19 protein-coding genes and 1 rRNA gene are annotated in these 21152 nt (G+C 73.5%); 16 read left to right on the plus strand and 4 right to left on the minus strand.

What is annotated here, in order from left to right; translation table 11 throughout:
* Nucleotides 1-8: 8 nt before the first annotated feature.
* Nucleotides 9-125, plus strand: a 5S ribosomal RNA gene (gene rrf, locus ACI78Q_RS14415).
* A 96-nt stretch (nucleotides 126-221) separates the two neighbouring features.
* On the opposite strand, the gene ACI78Q_RS14420 is transcribed toward rrf, so the two are convergent.
* Together ACI78Q_RS14420 and ACI78Q_RS14425 are read right to left on the minus strand one after the other, a co-directional pair.
* On the minus strand, nucleotides 222-887 hold the full coding sequence (locus tag ACI78Q_RS14420) for a DUF2461 domain-containing protein (protein WP_456924083.1): 666 nt from the start codon (nucleotides 885-887) through the stop codon (nucleotides 222-224).
* Nucleotides 884-1471 carry an N-acetyltransferase family protein gene (locus ACI78Q_RS14425; protein ID WP_456924084.1) on the minus strand — a complete coding sequence of 196 codons (588 nt, stop codon included), beginning with the start codon at nucleotides 1469-1471 and terminating at the stop codon, nucleotides 884-886. The genes ACI78Q_RS14420 and ACI78Q_RS14425 overlap by 4 nt, the downstream gene beginning before the upstream one ends.
* Before the next feature lie 57 nt (nucleotides 1472-1528).
* Here ACI78Q_RS14425 and ACI78Q_RS14430 point away from each other — a divergent pair, with 57 nt between their 5' ends.
* On the plus strand, nucleotides 1529-2746 hold the full coding sequence (locus tag ACI78Q_RS14430) for a winged helix-turn-helix domain-containing protein (RefSeq protein WP_456924085.1): 1218 nt from the start codon (nucleotides 1529-1531) through the stop codon (nucleotides 2744-2746).
* Nucleotides 2747-2753: 7 nt separating this feature from the next.
* Here the strand turns inward: ACI78Q_RS14430 and ACI78Q_RS14435 are convergent, their stop codons facing one another.
* A complete protein-coding gene (locus tag ACI78Q_RS14435; protein ID WP_456924086.1) occupies nucleotides 2754-3161 on the minus strand; it encodes a DUF1232 domain-containing protein in 408 nt (135 codons plus the stop codon).
* Between the two features lie 88 nt (nucleotides 3162-3249).
* Between ACI78Q_RS14435 and ACI78Q_RS14440 the strand changes: the two genes are divergently transcribed.
* The 4 genes from ACI78Q_RS14440 to ACI78Q_RS14455 are packed head-to-tail and all read left to right on the plus strand — an operon-like array spanning nucleotide 3250 to nucleotide 7189.
* Nucleotides 3250-4068, plus strand: a complete 819-nt coding sequence (locus ACI78Q_RS14440; RefSeq protein WP_456924087.1) for a thymidylate synthase — start codon at nucleotides 3250-3252, stop codon at nucleotides 4066-4068.
* Nucleotides 4065-4586, plus strand: a complete 522-nt coding sequence (locus tag ACI78Q_RS14445) for a dihydrofolate reductase (RefSeq protein ID WP_456924088.1) — start codon at nucleotides 4065-4067, stop codon at nucleotides 4584-4586. Before ACI78Q_RS14440 ends, ACI78Q_RS14445 begins: the two co-directional genes overlap by 4 nt.
* 9 nt (nucleotides 4587-4595) lie before the next feature.
* On the plus strand, nucleotides 4596-5492 hold the full coding sequence (gene dapA / locus ACI78Q_RS14450) for a 4-hydroxy-tetrahydrodipicolinate synthase (protein ID WP_456924089.1): 897 nt from the start codon (nucleotides 4596-4598) through the stop codon (nucleotides 5490-5492).
* A complete protein-coding gene (locus ACI78Q_RS14455) occupies nucleotides 5489-7189 on the plus strand; it encodes a ribonuclease J (protein WP_456924090.1) in 1701 nt (566 codons plus the stop codon). The genes dapA and ACI78Q_RS14455 overlap by 4 nt, the downstream gene beginning before the upstream one ends.
* A 34-nt stretch (nucleotides 7190-7223) precedes the next feature.
* On the opposite strand, the gene ACI78Q_RS14460 is transcribed toward ACI78Q_RS14455, so the two are convergent.
* The gene (locus ACI78Q_RS14460) at nucleotides 7224-9170 is read right to left on the minus strand and encodes a dipeptidyl-peptidase 5 (protein WP_456924091.1); all 1947 of its coding nucleotides are present in this window, start codon (nucleotides 9168-9170) and stop codon (nucleotides 7224-7226) included.
* Nucleotides 9171-9244: 74 nt separating this feature from the next.
* Here ACI78Q_RS14460 and ACI78Q_RS14465 point away from each other — a divergent pair, with 74 nt between their 5' ends.
* The 10 genes from ACI78Q_RS14465 to ACI78Q_RS14510 all read left to right on the plus strand — a co-directional run bounded on the left by ACI78Q_RS14465 (nucleotide 9245) and on the right by ACI78Q_RS14510 (nucleotide 21096).
* Complete coding sequence (locus tag ACI78Q_RS14465) at nucleotides 9245-11785, plus strand: DNA translocase FtsK 4TM domain-containing protein (protein ID WP_456924092.1); 2541 nt, start codon at nucleotides 9245-9247, stop codon at nucleotides 11783-11785.
* A 77-nt stretch (nucleotides 11786-11862) separates the two neighbouring features.
* The gene (rimO, locus tag ACI78Q_RS14470) at nucleotides 11863-13290 is read left to right on the plus strand and encodes a 30S ribosomal protein S12 methylthiotransferase RimO (protein WP_456924093.1); all 1428 of its coding nucleotides are present in this window, start codon (nucleotides 11863-11865) and stop codon (nucleotides 13288-13290) included.
* Nucleotides 13287-13952 carry a CDP-diacylglycerol--glycerol-3-phosphate 3-phosphatidyltransferase gene (gene pgsA, locus ACI78Q_RS14475; protein WP_456924094.1) on the plus strand — a complete coding sequence of 222 codons (666 nt, stop codon included), beginning with the start codon at nucleotides 13287-13289 and terminating at the stop codon, nucleotides 13950-13952. The genes rimO and pgsA overlap by 4 nt, the downstream gene beginning before the upstream one ends.
* Nucleotides 13953-14120: 168 nt before the next feature.
* Nucleotides 14121-14510 (plus strand): helix-turn-helix domain-containing protein, encoded by a 390-nt coding sequence (locus ACI78Q_RS14480; protein ID WP_456924095.1) that lies wholly within the window; start codon nucleotides 14121-14123, stop codon nucleotides 14508-14510.
* Nucleotides 14511-14585: 75 nt separating this feature from the next.
* Nucleotides 14586-15164 carry a TetR family transcriptional regulator gene (locus ACI78Q_RS14485; protein WP_456924096.1) on the plus strand — a complete coding sequence of 193 codons (579 nt, stop codon included), beginning with the start codon at nucleotides 14586-14588 and terminating at the stop codon, nucleotides 15162-15164.
* 96 nt (nucleotides 15165-15260) lie between these two features.
* Entirely contained in the window at nucleotides 15261-16493 is a 1233-nt protein-coding gene (locus ACI78Q_RS14490; RefSeq protein WP_456924097.1) for a DUF4032 domain-containing protein, read from the plus strand.
* Between the two features lie 219 nt (nucleotides 16494-16712).
* Nucleotides 16713-17993 (plus strand): extracellular solute-binding protein, encoded by a 1281-nt coding sequence (locus ACI78Q_RS14495; RefSeq protein WP_456924098.1) that lies wholly within the window; start codon nucleotides 16713-16715, stop codon nucleotides 17991-17993.
* The gene (locus ACI78Q_RS14500; protein ID WP_456924099.1) at nucleotides 17990-18952 is read left to right on the plus strand and encodes a carbohydrate ABC transporter permease; all 963 of its coding nucleotides are present in this window, start codon (nucleotides 17990-17992) and stop codon (nucleotides 18950-18952) included. The genes ACI78Q_RS14495 and ACI78Q_RS14500 overlap by 4 nt, the downstream gene beginning before the upstream one ends.
* The gene (locus tag ACI78Q_RS14505; RefSeq protein WP_456924100.1) at nucleotides 18952-19785 is read left to right on the plus strand and encodes a carbohydrate ABC transporter permease; all 834 of its coding nucleotides are present in this window, start codon (nucleotides 18952-18954) and stop codon (nucleotides 19783-19785) included. Before ACI78Q_RS14500 ends, ACI78Q_RS14505 begins: the two co-directional genes overlap by 1 nt.
* 36 nt (nucleotides 19786-19821) lie before the next feature.
* Nucleotides 19822-21096, plus strand: coding sequence for an ABC transporter ATP-binding protein (locus ACI78Q_RS14510; protein WP_456924101.1), 1275 nt, complete (start codon nucleotides 19822-19824; stop codon nucleotides 21094-21096).
* Nucleotides 21097-21152: the final 56 nt, after the last annotated feature.

Genomic DNA, 21152 nt, shown 5'->3' on the forward strand with positions numbered 1-21152 from the left:
CACAGCGTTACGGCGGCCATGGCGAGAGGGAAACGCCCGGTCTCATTCCGAACCCGGAAGCTAAGCCTCTCAGCGCCGATGGTACTGCCCCGGAGACGGGGTGGGAGAGTAGGACGCCGCCGGACAAACCTTTCCGCCAGGGCCCCAGCATCCGTGCTGGGGCCCTGCCGGCATTCCCCGGAACAATCACGACGGCACCATTCCGGGCTCCGCCGGTGCGGTCACCGCCGGGCGCGCGGCTCCTTGGTCGTGGCGCCTACGTTGTCGGCGAACCAGGCGTTGAGCGCGTCGAGGTCACGCCACGCCGTCCGCACCTCGTCGAGTGCGCGCGCTTCGTGCAGCCACTCGGCCGGCTCCCAGCGACGCGTGGCGTGCAGGGACTTGTGCCGGAGGAGATCGGCACGGTCGCCGTCCGCGGAGAAGCCGCTCGGTACCCGGGTGAGCCGCTCACCGGCGATGTCCCACCCGCGGGCGGCGAGGCGGTCCACCTCGGCCCGCAGCCGGCCGCCCTGCACGTCGTCCGCCACGGCGCGGCGGTACCGCGCCACCTGGTCGGACTCGAGCCGCCAGCAGCCCCCGGAGACCCGCAGGCCGTCGGCGGAGACCTCGACGTACCAGGCGCCCGCCCCACGCCCCTCCGGGTTCACCACCGCGCCCTGGTGGGTCTTGTACGGCGTCTTGTCGTGGCTGAAGCGGACGTCGCGGTACGGGCGGAAGAGCTTCGCCGTCCCGAACTCCGGGGCCAGCTCGTCGACCAGGGCCTGCATCGGGGCACGCACGCAGGTGTCGTAGGTGGCCTTGTGCCGCGTCCAGTACGTCTTGCTGTTGTCGGCCTCCAGGCCCTCGTAGAAGACCAGTCCCTCGTCGGGGAACCCGGCGAAGCTCACCCTTCCGCCTCCTCCAGCAGTGCGTGCCAGCGCACCTCGCGCAGCGGGCCCTGCCCGGTGTCGAGGGTGCGCACCCAGCCGTCCGGCGCCCAGCCGGCCGACTGGAAGAAGTCCGCGGACACCCGGTCCTGTTCCGGCAGCCAGACCGAGAGGCGGGCCGCCCCGGAGTCGCGGGCGAGGTCGGCGACCGCGGCCAGCAGCCGGCTGCCGTGCCCACGCCGTCCCCAGCGGGGCTCGACGAGCAGTACGGCCACCTCGGTGGTCGGGCCCGCGGGGTGCGGCACCTCGCCTCCGCCCACCTCCGGTGGGCCGTAGGCCGCGAAGCCGACGACGTCCTCCCGCTCGAGGGCGACCAGCACGCCGTGCGCGGGCGTGGGGGGTGAGGTGACCGCGGCCAGCCAGCTGTTCGCGGCCGCCTCGTCGTCCCAGTCGTCGAGCACGTCGGCGGGGAGCACCGAGCGGTAGGCGGTGCGCCACGTGACCAGCTGGACCCGCGTGATGGCGGCGACGTCCTCGGCCCGGGCGCGGCGCACCGAGACCTCCGCGCTGCCCGAGAACCGGGGGAACGGCGAGGTCGGCTGCACGCGGCGAGCCTAGGGCCCGCGCGGTTCCCGTCGGACCCGCCGGGCAGGATCGAGATCGTGGCTGCTCCCGTCGTCGACCGGTTGCCCGCCGCGCTCGCGCGGCGCATCGCCCTGGCCGCCCAGGGACTCGCCGTCCCGCGGCCGGAGGGGACGGTCAACGGCGGGCACCTGCGGCGCCTGGCCGACCGGCTGGCCGTCGTCCAGATCGACTCGGTGAACGTCCTCTCCCGGTCGCACTACCTGCCGGCGTTCAGCCGGCTGGGCCCCTATCGGCGGGCCGCCTTCGACGAGCTGGCCGGGCGTCGCCGGGAGCTGTTCGAGTACTGGGCGCACGAGGCGTCGTTCCTGCCCGTCCGGCTGCACCCGCACCTGCGGTGGCGGATGGCCGCTGCGGAGGAGCACGCCTGGGGGTCGATGGTGCGCATCCAGCGCGAGCGCCCCGGCTTCGTCGCGGAGGTCCTCGACCGGGTGCGCGACGGGGGGCCGCTCAGGGCCAGCGACCTCGCCGGGCCGCGTCCGGACCGGCCCGGCAGCATGTGGAACTGGCACGCGGGCAAGGTCGCGCTGGAGTGGCTGTTCTACACCGGCGTCCTCAGCACCCGCGGCCGGACGGCCGGCTTCGAGCGCGTCTACGACCTGGCCGAGCGGGTGCTGCCCACCGAGGTGCTGCGCGCGCCCACCCCCGAGCCGGCCGAGGCGGTCCGCGAGCTCGTCCGGACGGCGTCCCGCGCCCTGGGCGTGGCCACCGAGCGCGACCTGCGCGACTACTTCCGGCTCCGGCCGGGGCCGGCGCGCACCGCCATCGCCGAGCTCGCCGACGCTGGCGAACTCCTGCCGGTCGAGGTCGCCGGGTGGGGTGCCCCGGCCTGGCTGCACCCGGAGGCGCGACGTCCGCGCTGGGCCCGGGCGCGGGCGCTGCTGAGCCCGTTCGACTCCCTGGTGTGGGAGCGGCCGCGGGTCGAGCGGATCTTCGGGTTCCGCTACCGCCTGGAGATCTACACGCCGGCGGACAAGCGGGTGCACGGGTACTACGTGCTGCCCTTCCTGCTCGGTGACCGGCTCGTCGCCCGCGTGGACCTCAAGGCCGACCGTCGGGCCGGCGTCCTCCGGGTGCAGTCCGCCTTCGCCGAGCACGGCGTCGACCGGGCCGAGGTGGCCGCCGAGCTCGCCGCCGAACTGGCCCTCATGGCCGGCTGGATGGAGCTGGAGGCGGTCGGCGTCGCCGATCGCGGCGACCTCGCCGGGGACCTGGCCGCCGCCGTCGTCGTCCGTTGAGACGGCCTCAGCTCTCCTGCAGGCCGGCCAGCCGGCGGACGACGGTGAGGCCGACCGGGCTGCCGGGCCACGCCCGGACCAGCGCGGCGTCCCCGGCGCTGCGCACCACCCACCGCAGCGCCAGCGCCACCACGACCACGTCGTCGGCGTAGCCGAGGACCGGCACGACGTCCGGCACCAGGTCGACCGGCGACAGCAGGTAGGTCAGCAGCGCCCACAGCCGCCACCGCACCCCGCGGGGGAGGGAGCGGTCGGCGGCCAGCCGGCGGACCAGGCGGACGAGGTCGGGCAGCAGGCGCAGCGCCTCCCGGACCGTCAGGTCCGGCGGGCGGGCCCGCCAGAGCAGCAGCAGGAGGACGGCCCAGAGCAGGAGCAGCCCGCCCGCGACGGCGAGCAGCGTCTCCCACCAGTCCACGGTGACGAGTCTGACCGGTGGGGCGGGAGCGATCCGCAGGCGCCCGGCCTCGCGCTCCCCGTCGGCGGCCCGCCGTAGTCTCGGGGCCGTGGGAAGCGCAACCGACGGCCCGATCGACACCCAGTACGAGGACCTGCTGCGCCGGGTGCTGGAGCAGGGCACCCCGAAGCAGGACCGCACCGGCACCGGCACCGTCAGCCTCTTCGGTGAGCGGCTGCGCTACGACCTCTCCGAGCGCTTTCCGCTGGTCACCACGAAGCGGGTCCACTTTCGGTCGGTCGCCGTCGAGCTGCTGTGGTTCCTCCGCGGCGACAGCAACGTGCAGTGGCTGCGCGACAACGGGGTCACGATCTGGGACGAGTGGGCCTCGGCCGAAGGGGAGCTGGGGCCGGTGTACGGCGTCCAGTGGCGGTCGTGGCCCACGCCGGGCGGCGAGCACGTCGACCAGATCAGCGCCGTCCTGCAGACCCTGCGCACCGATCCCGACTCGCGGCGCATGGTGGTCTCGGCCTGGAACGTCGCGGCCCTGCCCGAGATGGCGCTGGCCCCCTGCCACGCGTTGTTCCAGTTCCACGTCGCCGACGGAAGGCTGTCCTGCCAGCTCTACCAGCGCAGCGCCGACCTGTTCCTGGGCGTGCCGTTCAACATCGCCAGCTACGCGCTCCTGACCCGCATGGTCGCCGCCCAGGTGGGCCTGGCCCCCGGCGACCTCATCTGGGTCGGCGGGGACTGCCACGTCTACAGCAACCACGTCGAGCAGGTGACCGAGCAGCTCTCCCGGGAGGTGCTGCCGTTCCCGCGGCTGGAGCTGGCGCCCGCGCCGTCGCTGTTCGACTACACCTACGAGCACTTCACCCTCGACGACTACCGGCACCACCCGGCCATCAAGGCCCCGGTGGCCGTGTGACGGTCGCGCTGATCTGGGCCCAGGCCCACGGCGGGGTCATCGGCGCCGACGGGGCCCTGCCCTGGCACCTGCCCGAGGACCTCAGGCTCTTCCGCACCCTCACCACGGGCTCGACGGTGGTCATGGGCCGGCGGACGTGGGAGTCGCTGCCCGAGCGCTTCCGCCCGCTGCCGGGGCGGCGCAACGTCGTCCTCACCTCCGACCCCTCGTGGACGGCGGACGGCGCGCACGTGGCGTCGTCCGTGGCGCAGGTGCTCGCCGAGCGGGACGGCGACCTGTGGGTGATCGGCGGCGGCCAGGTGTACGTCGCCTTCCTGCCGTTCGCCGACCGGGTGGTCGTCACCGACGTCGACACCCGGGTGGACGGCGACACGTGGGCGCCGGAGCTCGGCGCCGAGTGGCACCGGGTGTCCCGGGAGCCGGGAGAGGGCTGGTCGACGTCCTCCACGGGCCTGCGGTACGCCGTCTCGGAGCACCGGCGGTCCGCGCCGGGGGACCGGCCCGGGATCGCTCGGTAGATTCTCCCCATGACCAGCGACCCCGCCCGGCCCTTCGGGCGCGTTCTGACGGCGATGGTCACCCCCCTGGCCGAGGACGGCTCGATCGACCTCGCCGGGGCCCAGGAACTGGCCGCGCACCTGGTGGACCGGGGTGGCCACGACGGCCTCGTCGTCGCCGGGACGACGGGGGAGTCGCCGACGCTCAGTGACGCCGAGCAGCGTGCCGTCCTCGAGGCGGTGCTCGACGCCGTCGGGAACCGCGCCACCGTCGTGGCCGGTGTCGGCACCAACGACACCGCCCACTCCATCGAGAAGGCGCGCGACGCCGAGCGCCTCGGTGCGCACGGCCTCATGGTCGTGACGCCGTACTACAACAAGCCCCCGCAGGCCGGCCTGCTGCGGCACTTCACCGCCGTCGCCGACTCCACCGACCTGCCGGTGATGCTCTACGACATCCCGCCGCGCACCGTGGTCCCCATCGAGGTGGAGACGCTGGTGCGGGCCGCGGAGCACCCGCGGATCGTCGCGGTGAAGGACGCCAAGGGCGACCTCGGCGCGGTGGCCTGGACCCTCGCCCGCACCGACCTCGCCTACTACAGCGGCGAGGACATGCTGAACCTGCCGCTGCTGGCCCTCGGCGCGGTCGGCGTCGTGAGCGTCGTCGGTCACCTGGTGGGCCCGCGCCTGGCCGAGCTGATCGCGGCGGTCGAGTCCGGTGACCTGGTGAAGGCCCGCGCGGTCAACGAGAGCCTGCTGCCGGTCTACACCGGGATCTTCCGGACGCAGGGGGTCATCCTGGTCAAGGCCGCGCTGCGCGAGCTCGGCCTGCCCGCCGGCCCGGTCCGCCCGCCGCTGGTCGACGCCACCCCTGAGCAGGTCGCCACCCTGCGCGCGGACCTCACCGCGGGCGGGGTCGCGCTGTGACGGCGGGTGCCGTCCAGCCGCACCTCGACCTGCAGGTCCCGCCCCCGCTGCCGGCCGGCGGCCTGCGGGTCATGGCGCTCGGCGGGCTCGGCGAGATCGGCCGCAACATGGCCGTGCTGGAGTTCGACGGCAAGCTGCTGGTCATCGACTGCGGCGTCCTCTTCCCGGAGGCCGAGCAGCCCGGCGTCGACCTGATCCTCCCGGACTTCGGCGTCATCGAGCACCGGCTGGACGACGTCGCCGCGGTGGTGCTCACCCACGGGCACGAGGACCACATCGGCGCCATCCCGTACCTGCTGCGGATGCGGGGGGACATCCCGCTGGTGGGCTCCCGGTTCACCCTCGCGCTGGTGCGGGCCAAGCTGCGCGAGCACCGCCTGGACCCGGTGCTGGTGGAGGTGGCCGCCGGCGAGGACCACGTGGCCGGGCCGTTCCACTGCGAGTTCCTCGCGGTCAACCACTCGATCCCCGACGCGCTGGCCGTCGCCGTCCACACGCCGGCCGGGGTCCTGGTGCACACCGGCGACTTCAAGATGGACCAGCTCCCGCTCGACGGCGTCCTCACCGACCTCGGTGCCTTCGCCCGGCTCGGGCTGGAGGGCATCGACCTGCTGCTGGCCGACTCGACCAACGCCGAGGTGCCCGGCTTCGTCGTCTCCGAGCGCGCGATCGGCCCCGTGCTCGAGGACGTCTTCCGCCGGGCCACCCAGCGGCTGATCGTCTCCAGCTTCGCCAGCCACGTGCACCGCATCCAGCAGGTGCTCGACGCCGCGGAGGTGCACGGCCGCAAGGTCGCCCTCGTCGGGCGCTCGATGGTCCGCAACATGGGCGTGGCCCGCGACCTGGGCCTGCTGCGGGTGGCACCCGGGCTGATGGTGTCGCTGGACGAGGCGACGTCCATGCCGCCCGAGCAGGTGGTGCTGGTCAGCACCGGTTCCCAGGGGGAGCCGCTGTCGGCGCTGGGGCGCATGGCCCGCGGTCAGCACCACCAGGTCACGATCGAGGCCGGGGACACCATCGTGCTGGCCTCCTCGCTCGTGCCGGGCAACGAGACCGCCGTCTACAAGGTCATCAACGGGCTGGCCCGCCTCGGCGCCACCGTCGTCCACAAGGAGACGGCGATGGTGCACGTCTCCGGGCACGCCCCCGCGGGGGAGCTGCGCACCCTGCTCAACGTCGCCAAGCCGCGGCACCTCATGCCGGTGCACGGGGAGTGGCGGCACCTGCGCGCCCACGCCGCGCTGGCCGAGCAGACCGGCATGGCCGCCGACCGGGTGCTGCTCGCGGAGAACGGCGTGGTCGTCGACCTCGTCGACGGCAAGGCCTCGATCGTCGGCAGCGTGCCCGTCGGCGACGTCTACGTGGACGGGCTCAACGTCGGCGACGTGGGGGAGGAGTCGCTGCAGGAGCGGCGGATCCTCGGCGACGAGGGCTTCGTGGCGCTCACCGTCGTCATCGAGCCCTCGACCGGCACCATCGTGCGGCCGGTGCACCTCAACGCCCGCGGCTTCGCCGACGACCCCACCGTCTTCGACCCCGCCCTGGCGCTGGTCGAGGACGCCCTGCGGCGCACGCTGGCCGACGGCGAGACCGACCCGCACCGGCTGTCCCAGGTGATCCGGCGGACGGTCGGCAAGTGGGTGTCGGACACCCACCGCCGCCGACCGATGATCATCCCCACCGTCCTCGAGGTGTGAGTCGGAGTGGGGGGAACGCGTCCCTCCCACTCCGTCACCGCAGCTCGATCGGCTCGATGCCCTCGTCCGCGGGCAGCTCGAAGCCCCACACCTGCGCGTAGAACGACAGCTCGCCGTCCAGGGCCGCGCGGATGTTCTCCGCCCGCCGGAACCCGTGCTGCTCGCCGGGGAAGAGCAGGTAGGCGTGCGGCACCCCCTTGTCCCGCAACGCCCCGACGATCGCCGCGGCCTGCTCGGGCGGGACGACGCGGTCCTCCTCGCCCTGGAACACCGCCAGCGGGGTGTCGAAGGCGTCCACGTGCGAGATCGGGGAGCGCTCGGCGTAGACGTCGGCGCCCTCCGGCCACGGGGCGACCAGCGAGTCCAGGTAGCGGGACTCGAACTTGTGGGTGTCGGCGGCCAGTGCGCCGAGGTCGGCGACGCCGAAGTGGCTCGCGCCGGCGGAGAAGACGCCCGGCCGCAGGCACAGCGCCGCCAGGGTGGTGTAGCCGCCGGCCGACCCGCCGCGGATGGCCATGCGGGCGGGATCCACCCGGCCGCTGTCGGCGAGGAACCGCGCGCAGGCCACGACGTCGTCGAGGTCGACCACACCCCACCGGCCGCGCAGCGCCTCCCGGTACCGCCGGCCGTAGCCGGTCGAGCCGCGGTGGTCGACGTCGGCGACGCAGAACCCGCGGGAGGTCCAGTACTGGACCCCCAGGTCGAGCACCGCGGAGGTCGCCGAGGTCGGGCCGCCGTGCACCAGCACGAGCAGCGGCGGCCGGGTGCCGGCGGGGGCGGAGGCCTCCGGGTTGGTCGGCGGGTAGACCAGCGCGTGCGCGACGTCGATGCCGGTCCCGTCCTCGGGTGTGGGGAAGCTGACGTGCTCGGGGCGGGAGAACCACGCCGGGTCCAGCCCGAGGTCGCGGGCCGGGCGCAGCACCTCGGCGGTCCCGTCGTCCGGGCCGACCCGCAGCACGACCGGCTCGGCGTCCGGACCGCCGGCGACGCAGACCACCGACCCGCCGGCGGCGGTCACGTACCGGAAGGCCGCGTACGGCAGCGCGAGGTCCCGCAGGGTCCCGTCGGGCTCGCGCACGGCCAGCCGGTCGGTGCCCTCCCCTGCGCGCGCGACGACCACCCGGCCGTCGGGCAGCACCGCGAACCGCCGGGCGCCGAACACCCACTGCGGCCCGGCGAGGTCCGCGCCGACGTCCAGCACCGGCTCGACGTCCCCACCCGGCCGCCATCGGTACAGCGCCCAGACGTCGCTGCGGTCGGCGCAGAACCACAGGCTGCCGTCGGCGGCCCAGACCGGCTGGACGACGGACTCCGCGCGGCCGTCCGGGGATCGGCCGCCGGCCACCACCGTCTCGGTGCCGTCGGCGGCCCGGACGACGAGCGCGGCGGCGTCCCACGGCATGTCGGGGTGGTCCCACTGCAGCCAGGCCAGGTGCCGGCCGTCGGGGGAGAGGCGGGGGTCGGAGACGAAGTCCGGGCCGGTGACCAGGACCTCGGTGGTGCCGTCCGTGCCGATCCGCACGACCTCGTTGACCACGTCGGCGGCCGCGCCGCCCGCCGCGTGCGTCTCCCGCACGGCGAGGACACCGCCCGGGACGACGTGCAGGTCGGCGTAGCGCACCCCGGACGGCAGCGGCGGCTCGGGCGTGACCGCGCTCGGCTCGGCGGCACCGGGGCCGAGCCGGTACAGCCGCTGGTCGGCGAACTCGGTGAACCACAGGACGCCGTCGGCGACGGTCCACGCGCCCCCGCCGTACTCGTGCACCCGGGCGCGGGCGTTCCACGGCGGGGGCAGGGGGTCGGCGGTCCGGCCGTCGGCGGCGCGACGGACCAGTGCCGAGCGCCCGCCCTCGCCGGGCCGTGACTCCGACCACCAGAGGTCGTCCCCGTCCACGGCCACCTCGCCGAGCCGGGCGGCGGCGCGGACGACGAGTCCCGAGGTGATCGGGGTGGGCCAGCTCCCGTACGGGGTCGTCGGCATGCCATGACCGTAGGTGGCGGACACGTCCCTCCGCCTGCCGTCAGGGGACCCCCGCGGCCATTACCGTCTGACGCATGCCTGCTCGCTCGACGACGACCCGGCCGTCGGGTCGGTCGTCCGCGCGCGGCCGCTCCGGCTCCGGGTCGACCGCGTCCCGGAAGCGACCGCCCGCGAAGCGACCCGCCTCCGGCGGTCGCAAGCCCGCGGCCCGCAAGCCCGCGGCGAAGAACTCCGGCCCCGGTCTCTGGGGCGTCATCAGCGGCGGCTGGTCGCTGCTGGCCCGCGGTGCCGGGGGGCTGGCCCGCTCCGTGGCCCGTCCGGAGGAGGCCGAGCCGCTCGCGCCCGAGCACCGCCGCGACGGGGTCGGCCTCGCCGTCCTCGGGCTGGCCGTCGTGCTCGGTGCGGCCGCCTGGACCAACGGCATCGGCCCGGTCGGCGCCGCGCTCGCCGACGCGGTGCGCTGGATCGTCGGCTCCCTGGTGATGGTGCTGCCGGTCGTGCTGTTCTTCGCCGCCCTCCGGCTGCTGCGCCGGGGTCCCCGCCCCGAGGCCCGCGGCCGGCTGGTGATCGGCTGGATCTGCGCCGTCGCCTCGGTGCTCGGCATCGCGCAGGTCGTGGGGGAGGGCGCCGTCCCCGCCGCGGGCCGGCCGGGGTCCGGCGGTCTCGTCGGCTGGGCGGCGGGCACCCCGCTGGTCGCCGGCGTCGGCAGCGTCGTCGCCGTCGTCCTGCTGGTCCTGCTCGCGTTCTTCGGCCTGCTGGTGCTCACCGCGACGCCGGTGCACCAGATCCCCGAGCGGCTGCGCGAGCTGGGGGACCGGCTGCTCGGCCAGGGGTCCGACGAGGACGCGTACGACGACTGGGACGACGAGGAGGACGACGAGCCGGTCGCCCCGCCGACCCCGCGTCGCGCCCGCCGCCGCTCGCTGTCGGAGGACCTGCTCGACACCGGCCCGGTCGACACCGTGCCGGCCATCGACCACGCCGCGTTCGACGAGGCGCCGGAGGCCGTGCGCCTCGAGCGGCCGCCCGAACCGCCCCCGGCGCCGCGCCGGCCGGTGGTCGACCGCACCGCCCCGCCGGAGGAGCTCGAGCCGGTCACCGAGCCCGAGCAGCTGCGCATCGAGCCGGTCGAGGGTGCCTACACGCTGCCCTCGGTCAGCGTGCTGCGCCCCGGCGACCCCCCGAAGAAGGGCTCGAAGGCCAACGACGCGGCCATCGAGGCGATCACCGGCGTGCTCGAGCAGTTCAACATCGACGCCGCCGTCACGAGCTTCACCCGCGGCCCGACGGTGACCCGCTACGAGATCGAGCTGGGCCCGGCGGTCAAGGTCGAGAAGATCACCGCGCTGACCAAGAACATGGCCTACGCGGTGGCCAACGACAACATCCGCATCCTCGCGCCGATCCCCGGCAAGTCCGCGGTCGGCGTCGAGGTGCCCAACGTCGACCGCGAGATGGTCAGCCTGGGCGACGTGCTCCGCTCGCAGGTGGCCAAGCAGGACCCGCACCCGATGCTGGTCGGCCTCGGCAAGGACATCGAGGGCGGCTTCGTCTGCGCGAACCTGGCGAAGATGCCGCACCTGCTGGTCGCCGGCGCCACCGGTGCCGGTAAGTCCAGCTGCGTCAACTCGCTGCTGACCTCGCTGCTGCTGCGGGCCACGCCCGACCAGCTGCGGATGATCCTCATCGACCCGAAGATGGTCGAGCTGACGCCGTACGACGGCATCCCGCACCTGATCACGCCGATCATCACCGACCCGAAGAAGGCGGCCACCGCGCTGGCCTGGCTGGTCGAGGAGATGGAGCAGCGCTACCAGGACATGCGGGCCACCGGCGTCCGGCACATCGACGACTTCAACCGCAAGGTGGAGCGCGGCGAGATCACCGCCCCGCCCGGCAGCGAGCGGGTGTACCGGCCCTACCCGTACATCCTCGCGATCGTCGACGAGCTCGCCGACCTCATGATGGTCGCGCCGCGCGACGTCGAGGAGTCGATCGTCCGGATCACCCAGAAGGCCCGCGCCGCCGGCATCCACCTGGTGCTGGCCACCCAGCGGCCGTCGGTGGACGTCGTCACCGGCCTGATCAAGGCCAACGTGCCCTCGCGGCTGGCGTTCTCCACCTCCAGCCTCACCGACAGCCGGGTCATCCTCGACCAGCCGGGCGCGGAGAAGCTGATCGGGATGGGCGACGCCCTGTTCCTGCCGATCGGCGCCGGCAAGCCGATGCGCGTGCAGGGCGCCTACGTCTCCGACGGCGAGATCGAGGCGGTCGTCGACTTCACCAAGCGGCAGGCCGAGCCCGAGTACCGGGAAGAGGTCTTCACCGCCGGCGGGGGCGAGAAGAAGGAGATCGACGAGGACATCGGCGGCGACCTCGACCTGCTGTGCCAGGCGGTCGAGCTGATCGTGACCAGCCAGTTCGGGTCGACGTCCATGCTGCAGCGCAAGCTGCGGGTCGGCTTCGCCAAGGCGGGCCGGCTCATGGACCTCGCCGAGAGCCGCGGCATCGTCGGCCCGTCGGAGGGCTCCAAGGCCCGCGACGTGCTGATCAAGCCCGACGAGCTCGAGTCGGTGCTGTTCACGCTGCGCGGCGGCACCCTCAGCGAGGCCTGAGGGCGGCCGCCCGGCGGGGAGGGCGGGGTCACTCGCGGGATCCCGACCGGGCTCGACGCGGCGACTACGATGGGCCGGTGACAGCTCTGCCCGACCCTGCCCGCAAGGTGGCGGTGGTGACCCTCGGGTGCGCCCGCAACGAGGTCGACTCGGAGGAGCTCGCCGGCCGGCTGGCCGCCGGCGGCTACGAACTGGTCGAGGACGCCGACGACGCCGACGCGGTGCTCGTCAACACCTGCGGGTTCATCGAGTCGGCCAAGAAGGACTCCGTCGACGCGATCCTCGCCGCCACCGACTCCGGCGCGCAGGTCGTGGCCGTCGGCTGCATGGCCGAGCGGTACGGCTCCGAGCTCGCCGGCGCGCTGCCCGAGGCCACGGTGCTCGGCTTCGACGACTACGCCGCGATCGGCGACCGGCTGGACGACGTCCTCACCGGCCGGCCGCTGGTGCCGCACGACCCGCGCGACCGCCGCACGCTCCTGCCGATCAGTCCGGTGGCCCGCACCGCGGCGGTCGCGGCGGTCGATGCCCCGGCGATCCCCGGCCACGGCTGGCTGCAGCGGCGCCGGCTGGCGTCGGGGCCGTCGGCGGCCCTGAAGCTGGCCTCCGGCTGCGACCGCCGGTGCGCCTTCTGCGCCATCCCGGCCTTCCGCGGCGCCTTCGTCTCCCGCCCCCCGGCCGAGGTCCTCGGCGAGGCGCAGTGGCTGGCCTCGCAGGGCGTGACCGAGCTGGTGCTGGTCAGCGAGAACTCGACCTCCTACGGCAAGGACCTCGGCGACCTGCGGTCGCTGGAGCGGCTGCTGCCGCAGCTGGCCGCCGTGGAGGGCATCACCCGGGTGCGGGTGGCCTACCTGCAGCCGGCCGAGATGCGGCCCGGCCTGCTCGAGGTCATCGCCGGCACCGAGGGGGTCGCGCCCTACTTCGACCTGTCGTTCCAGCACTCCTCGCCGGGGCTGCTGCGCCGCATGCGCCGCTTCGGCGGCACCGACGACTTCCTCGCGCTGATCGAGCGGGCCCGGTCGCTGGCCCCGGGCGCCGGCTTCCGCACCAACGTCATCCTCGGCTTCCCGGGGGAGACCGAGGACGACGTCGCCGAGCTCGAGCGCTTCCTCGTCGAGGGCCGGCTGGACGCGGTCGGCGTCTTCGGGTACTCCGACGAGGAGGGCACCGAGGCCGCGGGGCTGCCCGGCAAGCTCGACCAGGCCGAGATCGACGCCCGCGTCCGCCGGGTCACCGACCTGGTGGAGGAGCTCACCGCCCAGCGCGCCGAGGACCGCGTCGGCGACCGGGTCGAGGTGCTGCTCACCGAGGACCTCTCCGACACCGACGGCGAGGGCACCTGGCTCGGGCACGCGGCCCACCAGGACCCCGAGGCCGACGGGACGACGACGGTGACCGGCGTACCGGACGGCGCGGTCGCCGGACAGCTGGTGACCGCCGAGGTGGTCGGCACCGAGGGTGTCGACCTCGTCGCCGCCGCGCTGGTACCCGCGGTGACCGCATGAGCTCGGCACCCGCGGACCCGGCCGCGACCCCGCCGCAGTCGGTGCGGGTGCTCAACCTGCCCAACGCGCTGACCGTGCTGCGGCTCGCCGTGGTGCCGGTGTTCGCCGTCCTGCTGCTGACCGACGGCGGCACGGACGAGGCCCAGCGCTACTGGGCGACGCTGTTCTTCGCGCTGGCCATCATCACCGACCGCTACGACGGGATGATCGCCCGCCGCACCGGCCAGGTGACCGAGTTCGGCAAGCTGGCCGACCCGATCGCCGACAAGGCCCTCACCGGCACCGCGCTCATCGGGCTGTCGGTGCTGTCGCTGGTCGCGTGGTGGGTGACGCTGACGATCCTGGTCCGGGAGGTCGGCGTCACCCTGTTGCGGTTCTGGGTCATCCGGCACGGGGTGATCGCGGCCAGCCGGGGCGGCAAGGCCAAGACCGTCGTCCAGGCGCTGGCCGTCGGGCTCTACATCCTCCCGCTCGAGGGCGTGCTGGCCAGCGTCCGCTGGTGGGTGATGGCGGCGGCGCTCGTGCTGACCGTCGTGACCGGCCTGGACTACGTCTACCGCGCCCTCACCCTCCGGCGCACCAGCGCCCGGGCGATGCGGGCGGCAGCCGCGCGCCGCGCCGCCGGCCCCACCGGAGGACCCCGCACCGACGCGGCCGCCTGAGCGAGGACCCGCCGCACAGGACGGGGAAGGGCCGTGCGGCTCTGGGCGTTACGCCCAGAGCGGACGCGCCGGGGATGGCGCGGTGCCCGTCAGTGGCTCCGCGTACCGTGAGCGCACGGCGCCCCCGAGGGAGCCGCCGCCCCCGCAGAGGCAGGACAGGAGACGGCCATGACGCTGCTGCGCACCCAGCTCGGCACTTCCCTGCGCGGCCACCGGCTGCGTCAGCGCCGGACGCTGCGGGACGTCTCCGGAGCCGCCCGGGTGAGCCTGGGGTACCTCTCCGAGGTCGAGCGCGGCCAGAAGGAGGCATCCTCCGAGCTGCTCGCCTCGATCTGCGAGGCCCTCGACCTCGAGCTCGCCGACCTGCTCGCCGAGGTCAGCCTCGAACTGCGGCACGCCGACGGCGGGGTCCACCCGCTGACCCCCGCGCCCGGCGCCGTCGCCGCCGAGCCGCCCACCGAGGAGGCCGCGGAGGAGTCCGCCGCCGAGCCGGCGCTGGCCCTGGTGGGTGCACCCGCCCGCCCTGCGGCCCGTACCGCGGTGTCGCTGGCGGCCTGAGGTCGCCGACACGGCCGACGCGCAGCGCCCGCCGTCCTCGGCGCGCGCTCCGGGCGGTGCCGGACAGGACGCATGGTGACCGTCGGTCCTCCCTCCCCGCCGCCGGGCTGGGCGCCGCCGGCCCCGGTGCACGTGCCGGGCTCGCACACCCGCAGCGGCAACGCCATGAACCGCACCCGCGCCGGACTCCTGGACGGCGCCGCCCGGGCGTTCGCCGACCGCGGGCTGCGCCGCAGCACGATGCAGTCGGTCGCCGTCGCGGCCGGGGTGGCCAAGGCGACCCTGTACAACCACTTCCGCACCAAGGACGACGTCGCCCGGGCGCTGCTGGCCGCCGAGCTGGACCGGCTGACCGCGCTGGCCGCGGCGCTGCCGGCGGAGGCCGCGCTGGCCGCCCTCGCCGACGAGGTCGCCGAGCACCCGGTGCTGCGCCGGCTGGCCGAGGACGAGCCGGCCGAGCTGGTCGGCCTGCTGTCCGCCGCGCCCGAGCGCTGGACCGAGCTGGTCGAGCGGCTGGCGACGGCGCTGCGGGCCGAGCCCGACGCCGCGGACACGGTGGCGCACTGGCTGCTGGGACTGGTCCTCCAGCCGGGCGGTACCGCGGCCCGGCACGCCGCGGCGGCACGCCTCGCCGCGGTCCTCGGGCGCGCCTGACCCCTCCCGACCGCGCGGCAGGGCGCACCGGCGTGGGATGGTGACGGTCCGACACCGCCCGGGCGGGCGGCTGCTGCTGCACCATCGGAGTTCGCCGTGCGGTACCTGTTCCGGCCACCGGCCGCCGACGGGGCGGGCCTGCTGACCCTGCCCTGGCACCTCCCGCTCGAGGAGTGGGACCCCGACCTGCTGCTCGAGGTGCCGCAGCGCGGCATCTCGCGGCACGTTGTCCGCTTCGTCGCCCAGGACGGACACGTGTACGCGCTCAAGGAGATCGCCGAGCCGCTGGCCCGCCACGAGTACGCCCTGCTCGGCGAGTTCGAGGAGGAGGGCCTGCCGTCGGTGTCGGTGCTCGGCATCTGCGTCGACCGGCCCGGCGGGCAGGACGCCGTCCTGGTCACCCGGTACCTCGAGTACTCGATGTCCTACCGGTACCTGTTCTCCCGGCCCCACGGCGAGCAGTCGGCCGAGCAGCTGCTGGACACCCTGGTCGTGCTGCTGGTCCGGCTGCACCTCGCCGGGGTGTTCTGGGGCGACTGCTCGCTGTCGAACACCCTCTTCCGGCTCGACGCCGGCACCTTCGCCGCCTACCTGGTCGACGCCGAGACCGCCGAGCGCCACCCCCGGCTCAGCGACGGGCAGCGGCGCTACGACGTCGACCTGGCCCGCGAGCGGGTCGGTGCCGAGCTGCTGGACCTGCAGGCGGGCGGGCTGCTGCCCGGCGACGTCGACCCGATCGAGGTGGCCGACAGCCTGCCGCCGCGCTACGAGGGGCTGTGGGAGGAGGTCAACCGGGAGGAGGTCTTCGCCCCGGACGAGCAGCGGTACCGGGTGACCGCCCGGCTGCAGCGGCTCAACGACCTGGGGTTCGACGTCGGCGAGGTGGAGCTGGTCACCTCACCGGAGGGCGCGCGGCTGCGGGTGGAGACGCGGGTGGCCGAGCCGGGGGAGAACCGGCGGGAGCTGTTCCGCCTGACCGGCCTGGAGGTCCAGGAGCGCCAGGCCCGCCGGCTGCTCAACGACCTGCGGGCCTTCCGCGTGCACCTGGAGCAGAAGAGCGGGCGGCCGGTGCCCGAGACCGTCGCCGGCTACCGGTGGCTCGAGGAGGCCTACCAGCCGGTGGTCGAGGCGATCCCGCCGGACCTCGTCGGGCGGCTGGCCCCGGCCGAGGTGTTCCACGAGGTGCTGGAGCACCGCTGGTTCCTGTCGGAGAAGGCCGGCCGGGACGTCGGGACGACGGCGGCGGCGCGCGCGTACTTCGAGACCGTGCTGCCCCGCACACCCAAGGAGATGACCACGCCGTCGGCCATCGTGGGCCACCAGATCTGACCCCTGCGCGCACCGCCGGACCCCTGGTCAGGGGCGGTAACGGACGGGTTTCGTTCGAGTTGACAGCCCCTGTGACCTGGGCCACCGTACGAAATCCGAGAGATCAACGCCCACAGCCGCCAACGGAGGCGATGACGCGTGCTGAGAAGTGGCAGGAGGGCGGCGCACCGGCAGCGCGTCGCGCCGGACAGGAGGTCCGCGGGTCCTCGCTCCCGCCGGTTGCTGGGGGGCTCGGCGGCCACGCTGGTCCTGGCCTCGACCCTGGCCGCGTGCGGCGGTGGGGGCGGGGGCAGCGGTGCGCCGGTGCTCAACTGGTACATCAACCCCGACTCCGGCGGCCAGGCGGAGATCGCCGCCCGCTGTTCGGAGGCGTCGAACGGGGCGTACACGATCGAGGTGGCCCAGCTGCCCCGCGACTCGCCCGCCCAGCGGGAGCAGCTGATCCGCCGGCTGGCGGCCAACGACGAGTCGATCGACCTCATGAGTCTTGACGTGGTCTTCCCGCCGGAGTTCGCCCAGGCCGGCTTCCTCGCCCCCGTCCCGGAGGACGTGGCGCAGGAGGTCAGCGAGGGCGTGTTCGAGGGTGCGCTGGACTCCGCCACGTGGAACGGCGAGCTCGTCGCGGTCCCCTTCTGGGCCAACACCCAGCTCCTCTGGTACCGGCAGTCGGTGGCGGAGGCGGCCGGGCTCGACATGACCCAGCCGGTCACCTGGGACCAGCTGATCGAGGCCGCAGAGAGTCAGGACGTCCTGCTGAGTGCCCAGGGCAGGCGGTCGGAGTCCCTGATGGTGTGGTTCAACGCGCTCCTGGAGTCCGCCGGGGGCCAGTACATCGAGGAGAGCGGAGAGAGCCCGGAGGAGATCCAGTTCGGTCTCTCCACCCCCGAGGCGGACCGCGCCTCCGAGGTGATGGCCGCCGTCGCCAACTCCTCCGCGGTCGGCGCCGGCTTCACCACGGCCAGTGAGGACACGAGCGCGACCGAGTTCGAGAGCGACGACGCCGGCTTCATGGTGAACTGGCCGTTCGTCTACGCCCAGGCCGTCAGCAAGGTGGAGGCCGGCACCCTGGACCAGTCGGTGCCCGACGACTACGGCTGGGCGCTCTACCCGGCAGTCGACGAGGGCACGCCGAGTGCGCCTCCCCTCGGCGGGATCGACATCGCCGTGTCGGCCTTCAGCCGGAACGTCGACCTCGCCTACGAGGCGGTCACCTGCATCGTCCAGGACGAGAACCAGGCCGATTACATGGTGACCAACGGCAACCCGGCGTCGTCGATCGCGGTCTACGACGACCCCGAGGTGCGGGAGGCCTACCCGATGGCCGACACCATCCGCGAGTCCCTGGAGTTGGCGGCGTCCCGGCCACTCACGGCTTACTACAGCGAGGTCCTGGGGTCCTTCCTCCGCGAGTTCCACCCGCCGGGCTCGGTGAACGACCAGACCGGTGAGCGGACGGAGACCCTCACCAAGGCAGTCCTGACAGGAGAGCAGCTGCTATGAGCCAGACGACGCTGCCGCCGGTCGAGAAGACTCGACCCGTCTCCGCGCCCCGCGGCACGATCAGCGACCGGTCCCGGGCCGAGCGCAAGCTCGGCTGGATGCTGGCCGGTCCGGCGTTCGTGGTCATGCTGCTGGTGACCGCCTATCCGATCCTGCAGGCGGTCTGGTACTCGCTGTTCAACTACCGGTTGACCGACCCGGAGAACCGGACCTTCGAGGGCCTCGGCAACTACGCGGTGATCCTCACCGACTGGGTGTGGTGGCAGGCCATCATCGTCACCGTGGTCATCACGGTGGTCACGGTGGCCGTCGAGCTGGTGCTCGGCTTCGCGCTGGCCCTCGTGATGGCCAAGGCGCTCTCGTCGATCCGACCCGTCGTCCGGGCCGCCATCCTGATCCCGTACGCGGTGATCACGGTCGTGTCGGCCTTCGCCTGGCAGTTCGCATTCCGGATCGACACGGGCTTCGTCAACAACTGGTTCGCCTGGCTGCCGGGCGTCAGCGACACCACCGACTGGTTCGGTGGCCAGGCCTCCTCGCTGTTCGTGATCTGCCTGGCCGAGATCTGGAAGACCACCCCGTTCATCTCGCTGCTGCTCCTGGCCGGCCTGGCGCAGGTGCCGGAGGTGCTGCAGGAGGCGGCCAAGGTGGACGGCGCCACCTGGTGGCAGCGGATGTGGCGGGTCACGATCCCCAACATGAAGGCCGCCATCATGGTGGCCCTGCTGTTCCGGACCCTGGACGCGTTCCGGATCTTCGACAGCATCTTCGTCATGACCGCAGGCGCGAACAACACCGAGTCGGTGTCGTTCCTCGCCTACCGGCAGACGATCTCCCGGGTGGAGATCGGCCTCGGCTCGGCAGTCTCCGTGCTGCTGTTCCTGTCGGTGGTGCTCATCGCCTTCGGCTTCATCAAGGGATTCAGGGTCGACCTGGCCCAGGCACGAGGGGAGCGCTGATGTCGACCAAGGAGAAGACCTGGTGGTGGATCGGCGGGGTCCTGATCGTCGTCTACTGCCTGTTCCCGATCGCCTGGATCCTCTCGCTGTCCTTCAAGACCTCGGCGGACATCGCGAACAAGCAGTTCCTGCCGTCGAGCTGGACCTGGGAGAACTACACGACGATCCTCACCGGGTCGGCCAGTGACCTGTTCCTGCCGGCACTGCGCAACTCGTTCGGGATCTGCCTGATCGCCACGGCGATCTCGTGCGTGCTGTCGATGTTCGCCGCCTACGCCATCGCCCGGCTGGACTTCCCCGGCAAGAAGCTGATCCTCGGCACCGCGTTGGCCGTGGCGATCTTCCCGGTGATCTCGATCGTCACGCCGCTGTTCAACCTGTGGCGTCAGATCGGGCTCTACGACACCTGGCCCGGGCTGATCATCCCCTACCTCTCGCTGACGCTGCCGATCTCCATCTGGACGATGTCGGCGTTCTTCCGGGAGATCCCGTGGGAGATGGAGCAGGCGGCCCAGGTCGACGGTGCCACCACCTGGCAGGCGTTCCGCAAGGTGATCGTCCCGCTCGCCGCACCGGGCGTGTTCACCACGGCGATCATCGCGTTCTTCATCGCCTGGAACGACTTCGCGTACGGCATCTCGCTGACGTCCACCAATGCCGCCCGCCCGGTCCCGGCGGCGCTCGGGCTCTTCTCCGGCGCCTCCCAGTTCCAGGACCCGACAGGCGCCATCGCCGCGGCGGCGGTCGTGGTGACCATCCCCGTCGTCGTCCTCGTCCTGCTGTTCCAGCGGCGCATCGTGGCCGGCCTGACGAACGGCGCCGTCAAGGGCTGACGCCCGATCCACCCACCCATCGAGGGGACAACTGTCATGGCTTCGATCGAGATGCGGAACATCGTCAAGCAGTACGGCGACGGCTATCCGGCGGTGAACGACGTCAGCCTGGACATCGCCGACGGGGAGTTCATGATCCTCGTCGGCCCGTCCGGGTGCGGGAAGTCGACGTTGCTGCGGATGATCGTCGGCCTGGAGGACATCACCAGCGGGGACATGATCATCGGTGGCAAGCGGGTCAACGACATGGCTCCCCGCGACCGCAACCTCTCGATGGTCTTCCAGAACTACGCGCTGTACCCCCACATGACCGTCTACGAGAACATCGCGTTCCCGCTGCGGTTGTCGAAGACCCCGGACGACGAGGTGCGCCGCCGGGTCACCGAGGCGTCCGACGTCCTCGAGCTCAAGGAGCACCTGGAGCGCAAGCCGGCCAACCTCTCCGGCGGTCAGCGCCAGCGGGTCGCCATGGGGCGGGCCATCGTGCGCCAGGCCGAGGCGTTCCTCTTCGACGAGCCGCTGTCGAACCTCGACGCCAAGCTGCGCGGCCAGATGCGCACGGAGATCTCCCGGCTGCAGCGCCGGCTGGGGATCACCACCGTCTACGTCACCCACGACCAGACCGAGGCCATGACCCTCGGCGACCGGGTCTGCGTCCTCCGGAAGGGCAAGATCCAGCAGGTCGCCTCCCCGCGCGAGCTGTACGAGCAGCCCGTGAACCTGTTCGTCGCCGGGTTCATCGGCTCCCCGCCGATGAACTTCCTGCCGGCCACGTTGCAGGGCAACCGGCTGCAGACGCCGTTCGGCCAGATCGAGCTCGACGAGCGCCGGGCGGCGGCGGTGACCGGCCGCGATCTGCTGCTCGTCGGCATCCGGCCGGAGTACTTCGAGGACGCGGCCCTCGTGGACGAGGCCAAGCGGCCGCTCGGATCGGTCTTCCGTGCGCGCGTGGACGTCACCGAGTGGCTGGGCGACTCGCAGTACGCCTACATCCCCTACGAGGCACCCGAGGAGATCACCCGGCAGCTGCGGGACCTGTCCCGGGAGCTGGACTCCGAGGAACTGCGCACCCAGGCCATCGTGTCGATCGACGCGACCAGCCGCATCCGTGAGGGGCGCGAGGCGGAGTTCTGGCTCGACAGCCGCAAGGTGCACGTGTTCGACCCCCAGTCCGGCGAGAACCTGACCCGTGACGCCGAGGCCGGCGCCCGCCTGACGCAGATGGCGGCCGAGGACCGCGTCGAGCAGGTGCAGGACGCGCAGGCGTCCGGGCAGACGGTGGGGGGCGCGCACCGCGCCGGCGCGGCCTGATCGACGGCACCCCGCCGGTGGTCGCAGTGGCCACCGGCGGGGTGCCGCACCCCGTA

It is taken from the genome of Geodermatophilus sp. SYSU D00705 (assembly GCF_054050135.1).

What these genes read in the sequence shown, in the direction of transcription:
- dapA (WP_456924089.1), top strand. Translation starts at nt 4,596, where the DNA reads ATGACCAGCGACCCCGCCCGGCCCTTCGGGCGCGTTCTGACGGCGATG.
- ACI78Q_RS14510 (WP_456924101.1), top strand. Translation starts at nt 19,822, where the DNA reads ATGGCTTCGATCGAGATGCGGAACATCGTCAAGCAGTACGGCGACGGC.
- ACI78Q_RS14480 (WP_456924095.1), top strand. Translation starts at nt 14,121, where the DNA reads ATGACGCTGCTGCGCACCCAGCTCGGCACTTCCCTGCGCGGCCACCGG.
- ACI78Q_RS14460 (WP_456924091.1), bottom strand. Translation starts at nt 9,170, where the DNA reads ATGCCGACGACCCCGTACGGGAGCTGGCCCACCCCGATCACCTCGGGA.
- ACI78Q_RS14505 (WP_456924100.1), top strand. Translation starts at nt 18,952, where the DNA reads ATGTCGACCAAGGAGAAGACCTGGTGGTGGATCGGCGGGGTCCTGATC.
- pgsA (WP_456924094.1), top strand. Translation starts at nt 13,287, where the DNA reads ATGAGCTCGGCACCCGCGGACCCGGCCGCGACCCCGCCGCAGTCGGTG.
- ACI78Q_RS14500 (WP_456924099.1), top strand. Translation starts at nt 17,990, where the DNA reads ATGAGCCAGACGACGCTGCCGCCGGTCGAGAAGACTCGACCCGTCTCC.
- ACI78Q_RS14465 (WP_456924092.1), top strand. Translation starts at nt 9,245, where the DNA reads ATGCCTGCTCGCTCGACGACGACCCGGCCGTCGGGTCGGTCGTCCGCG.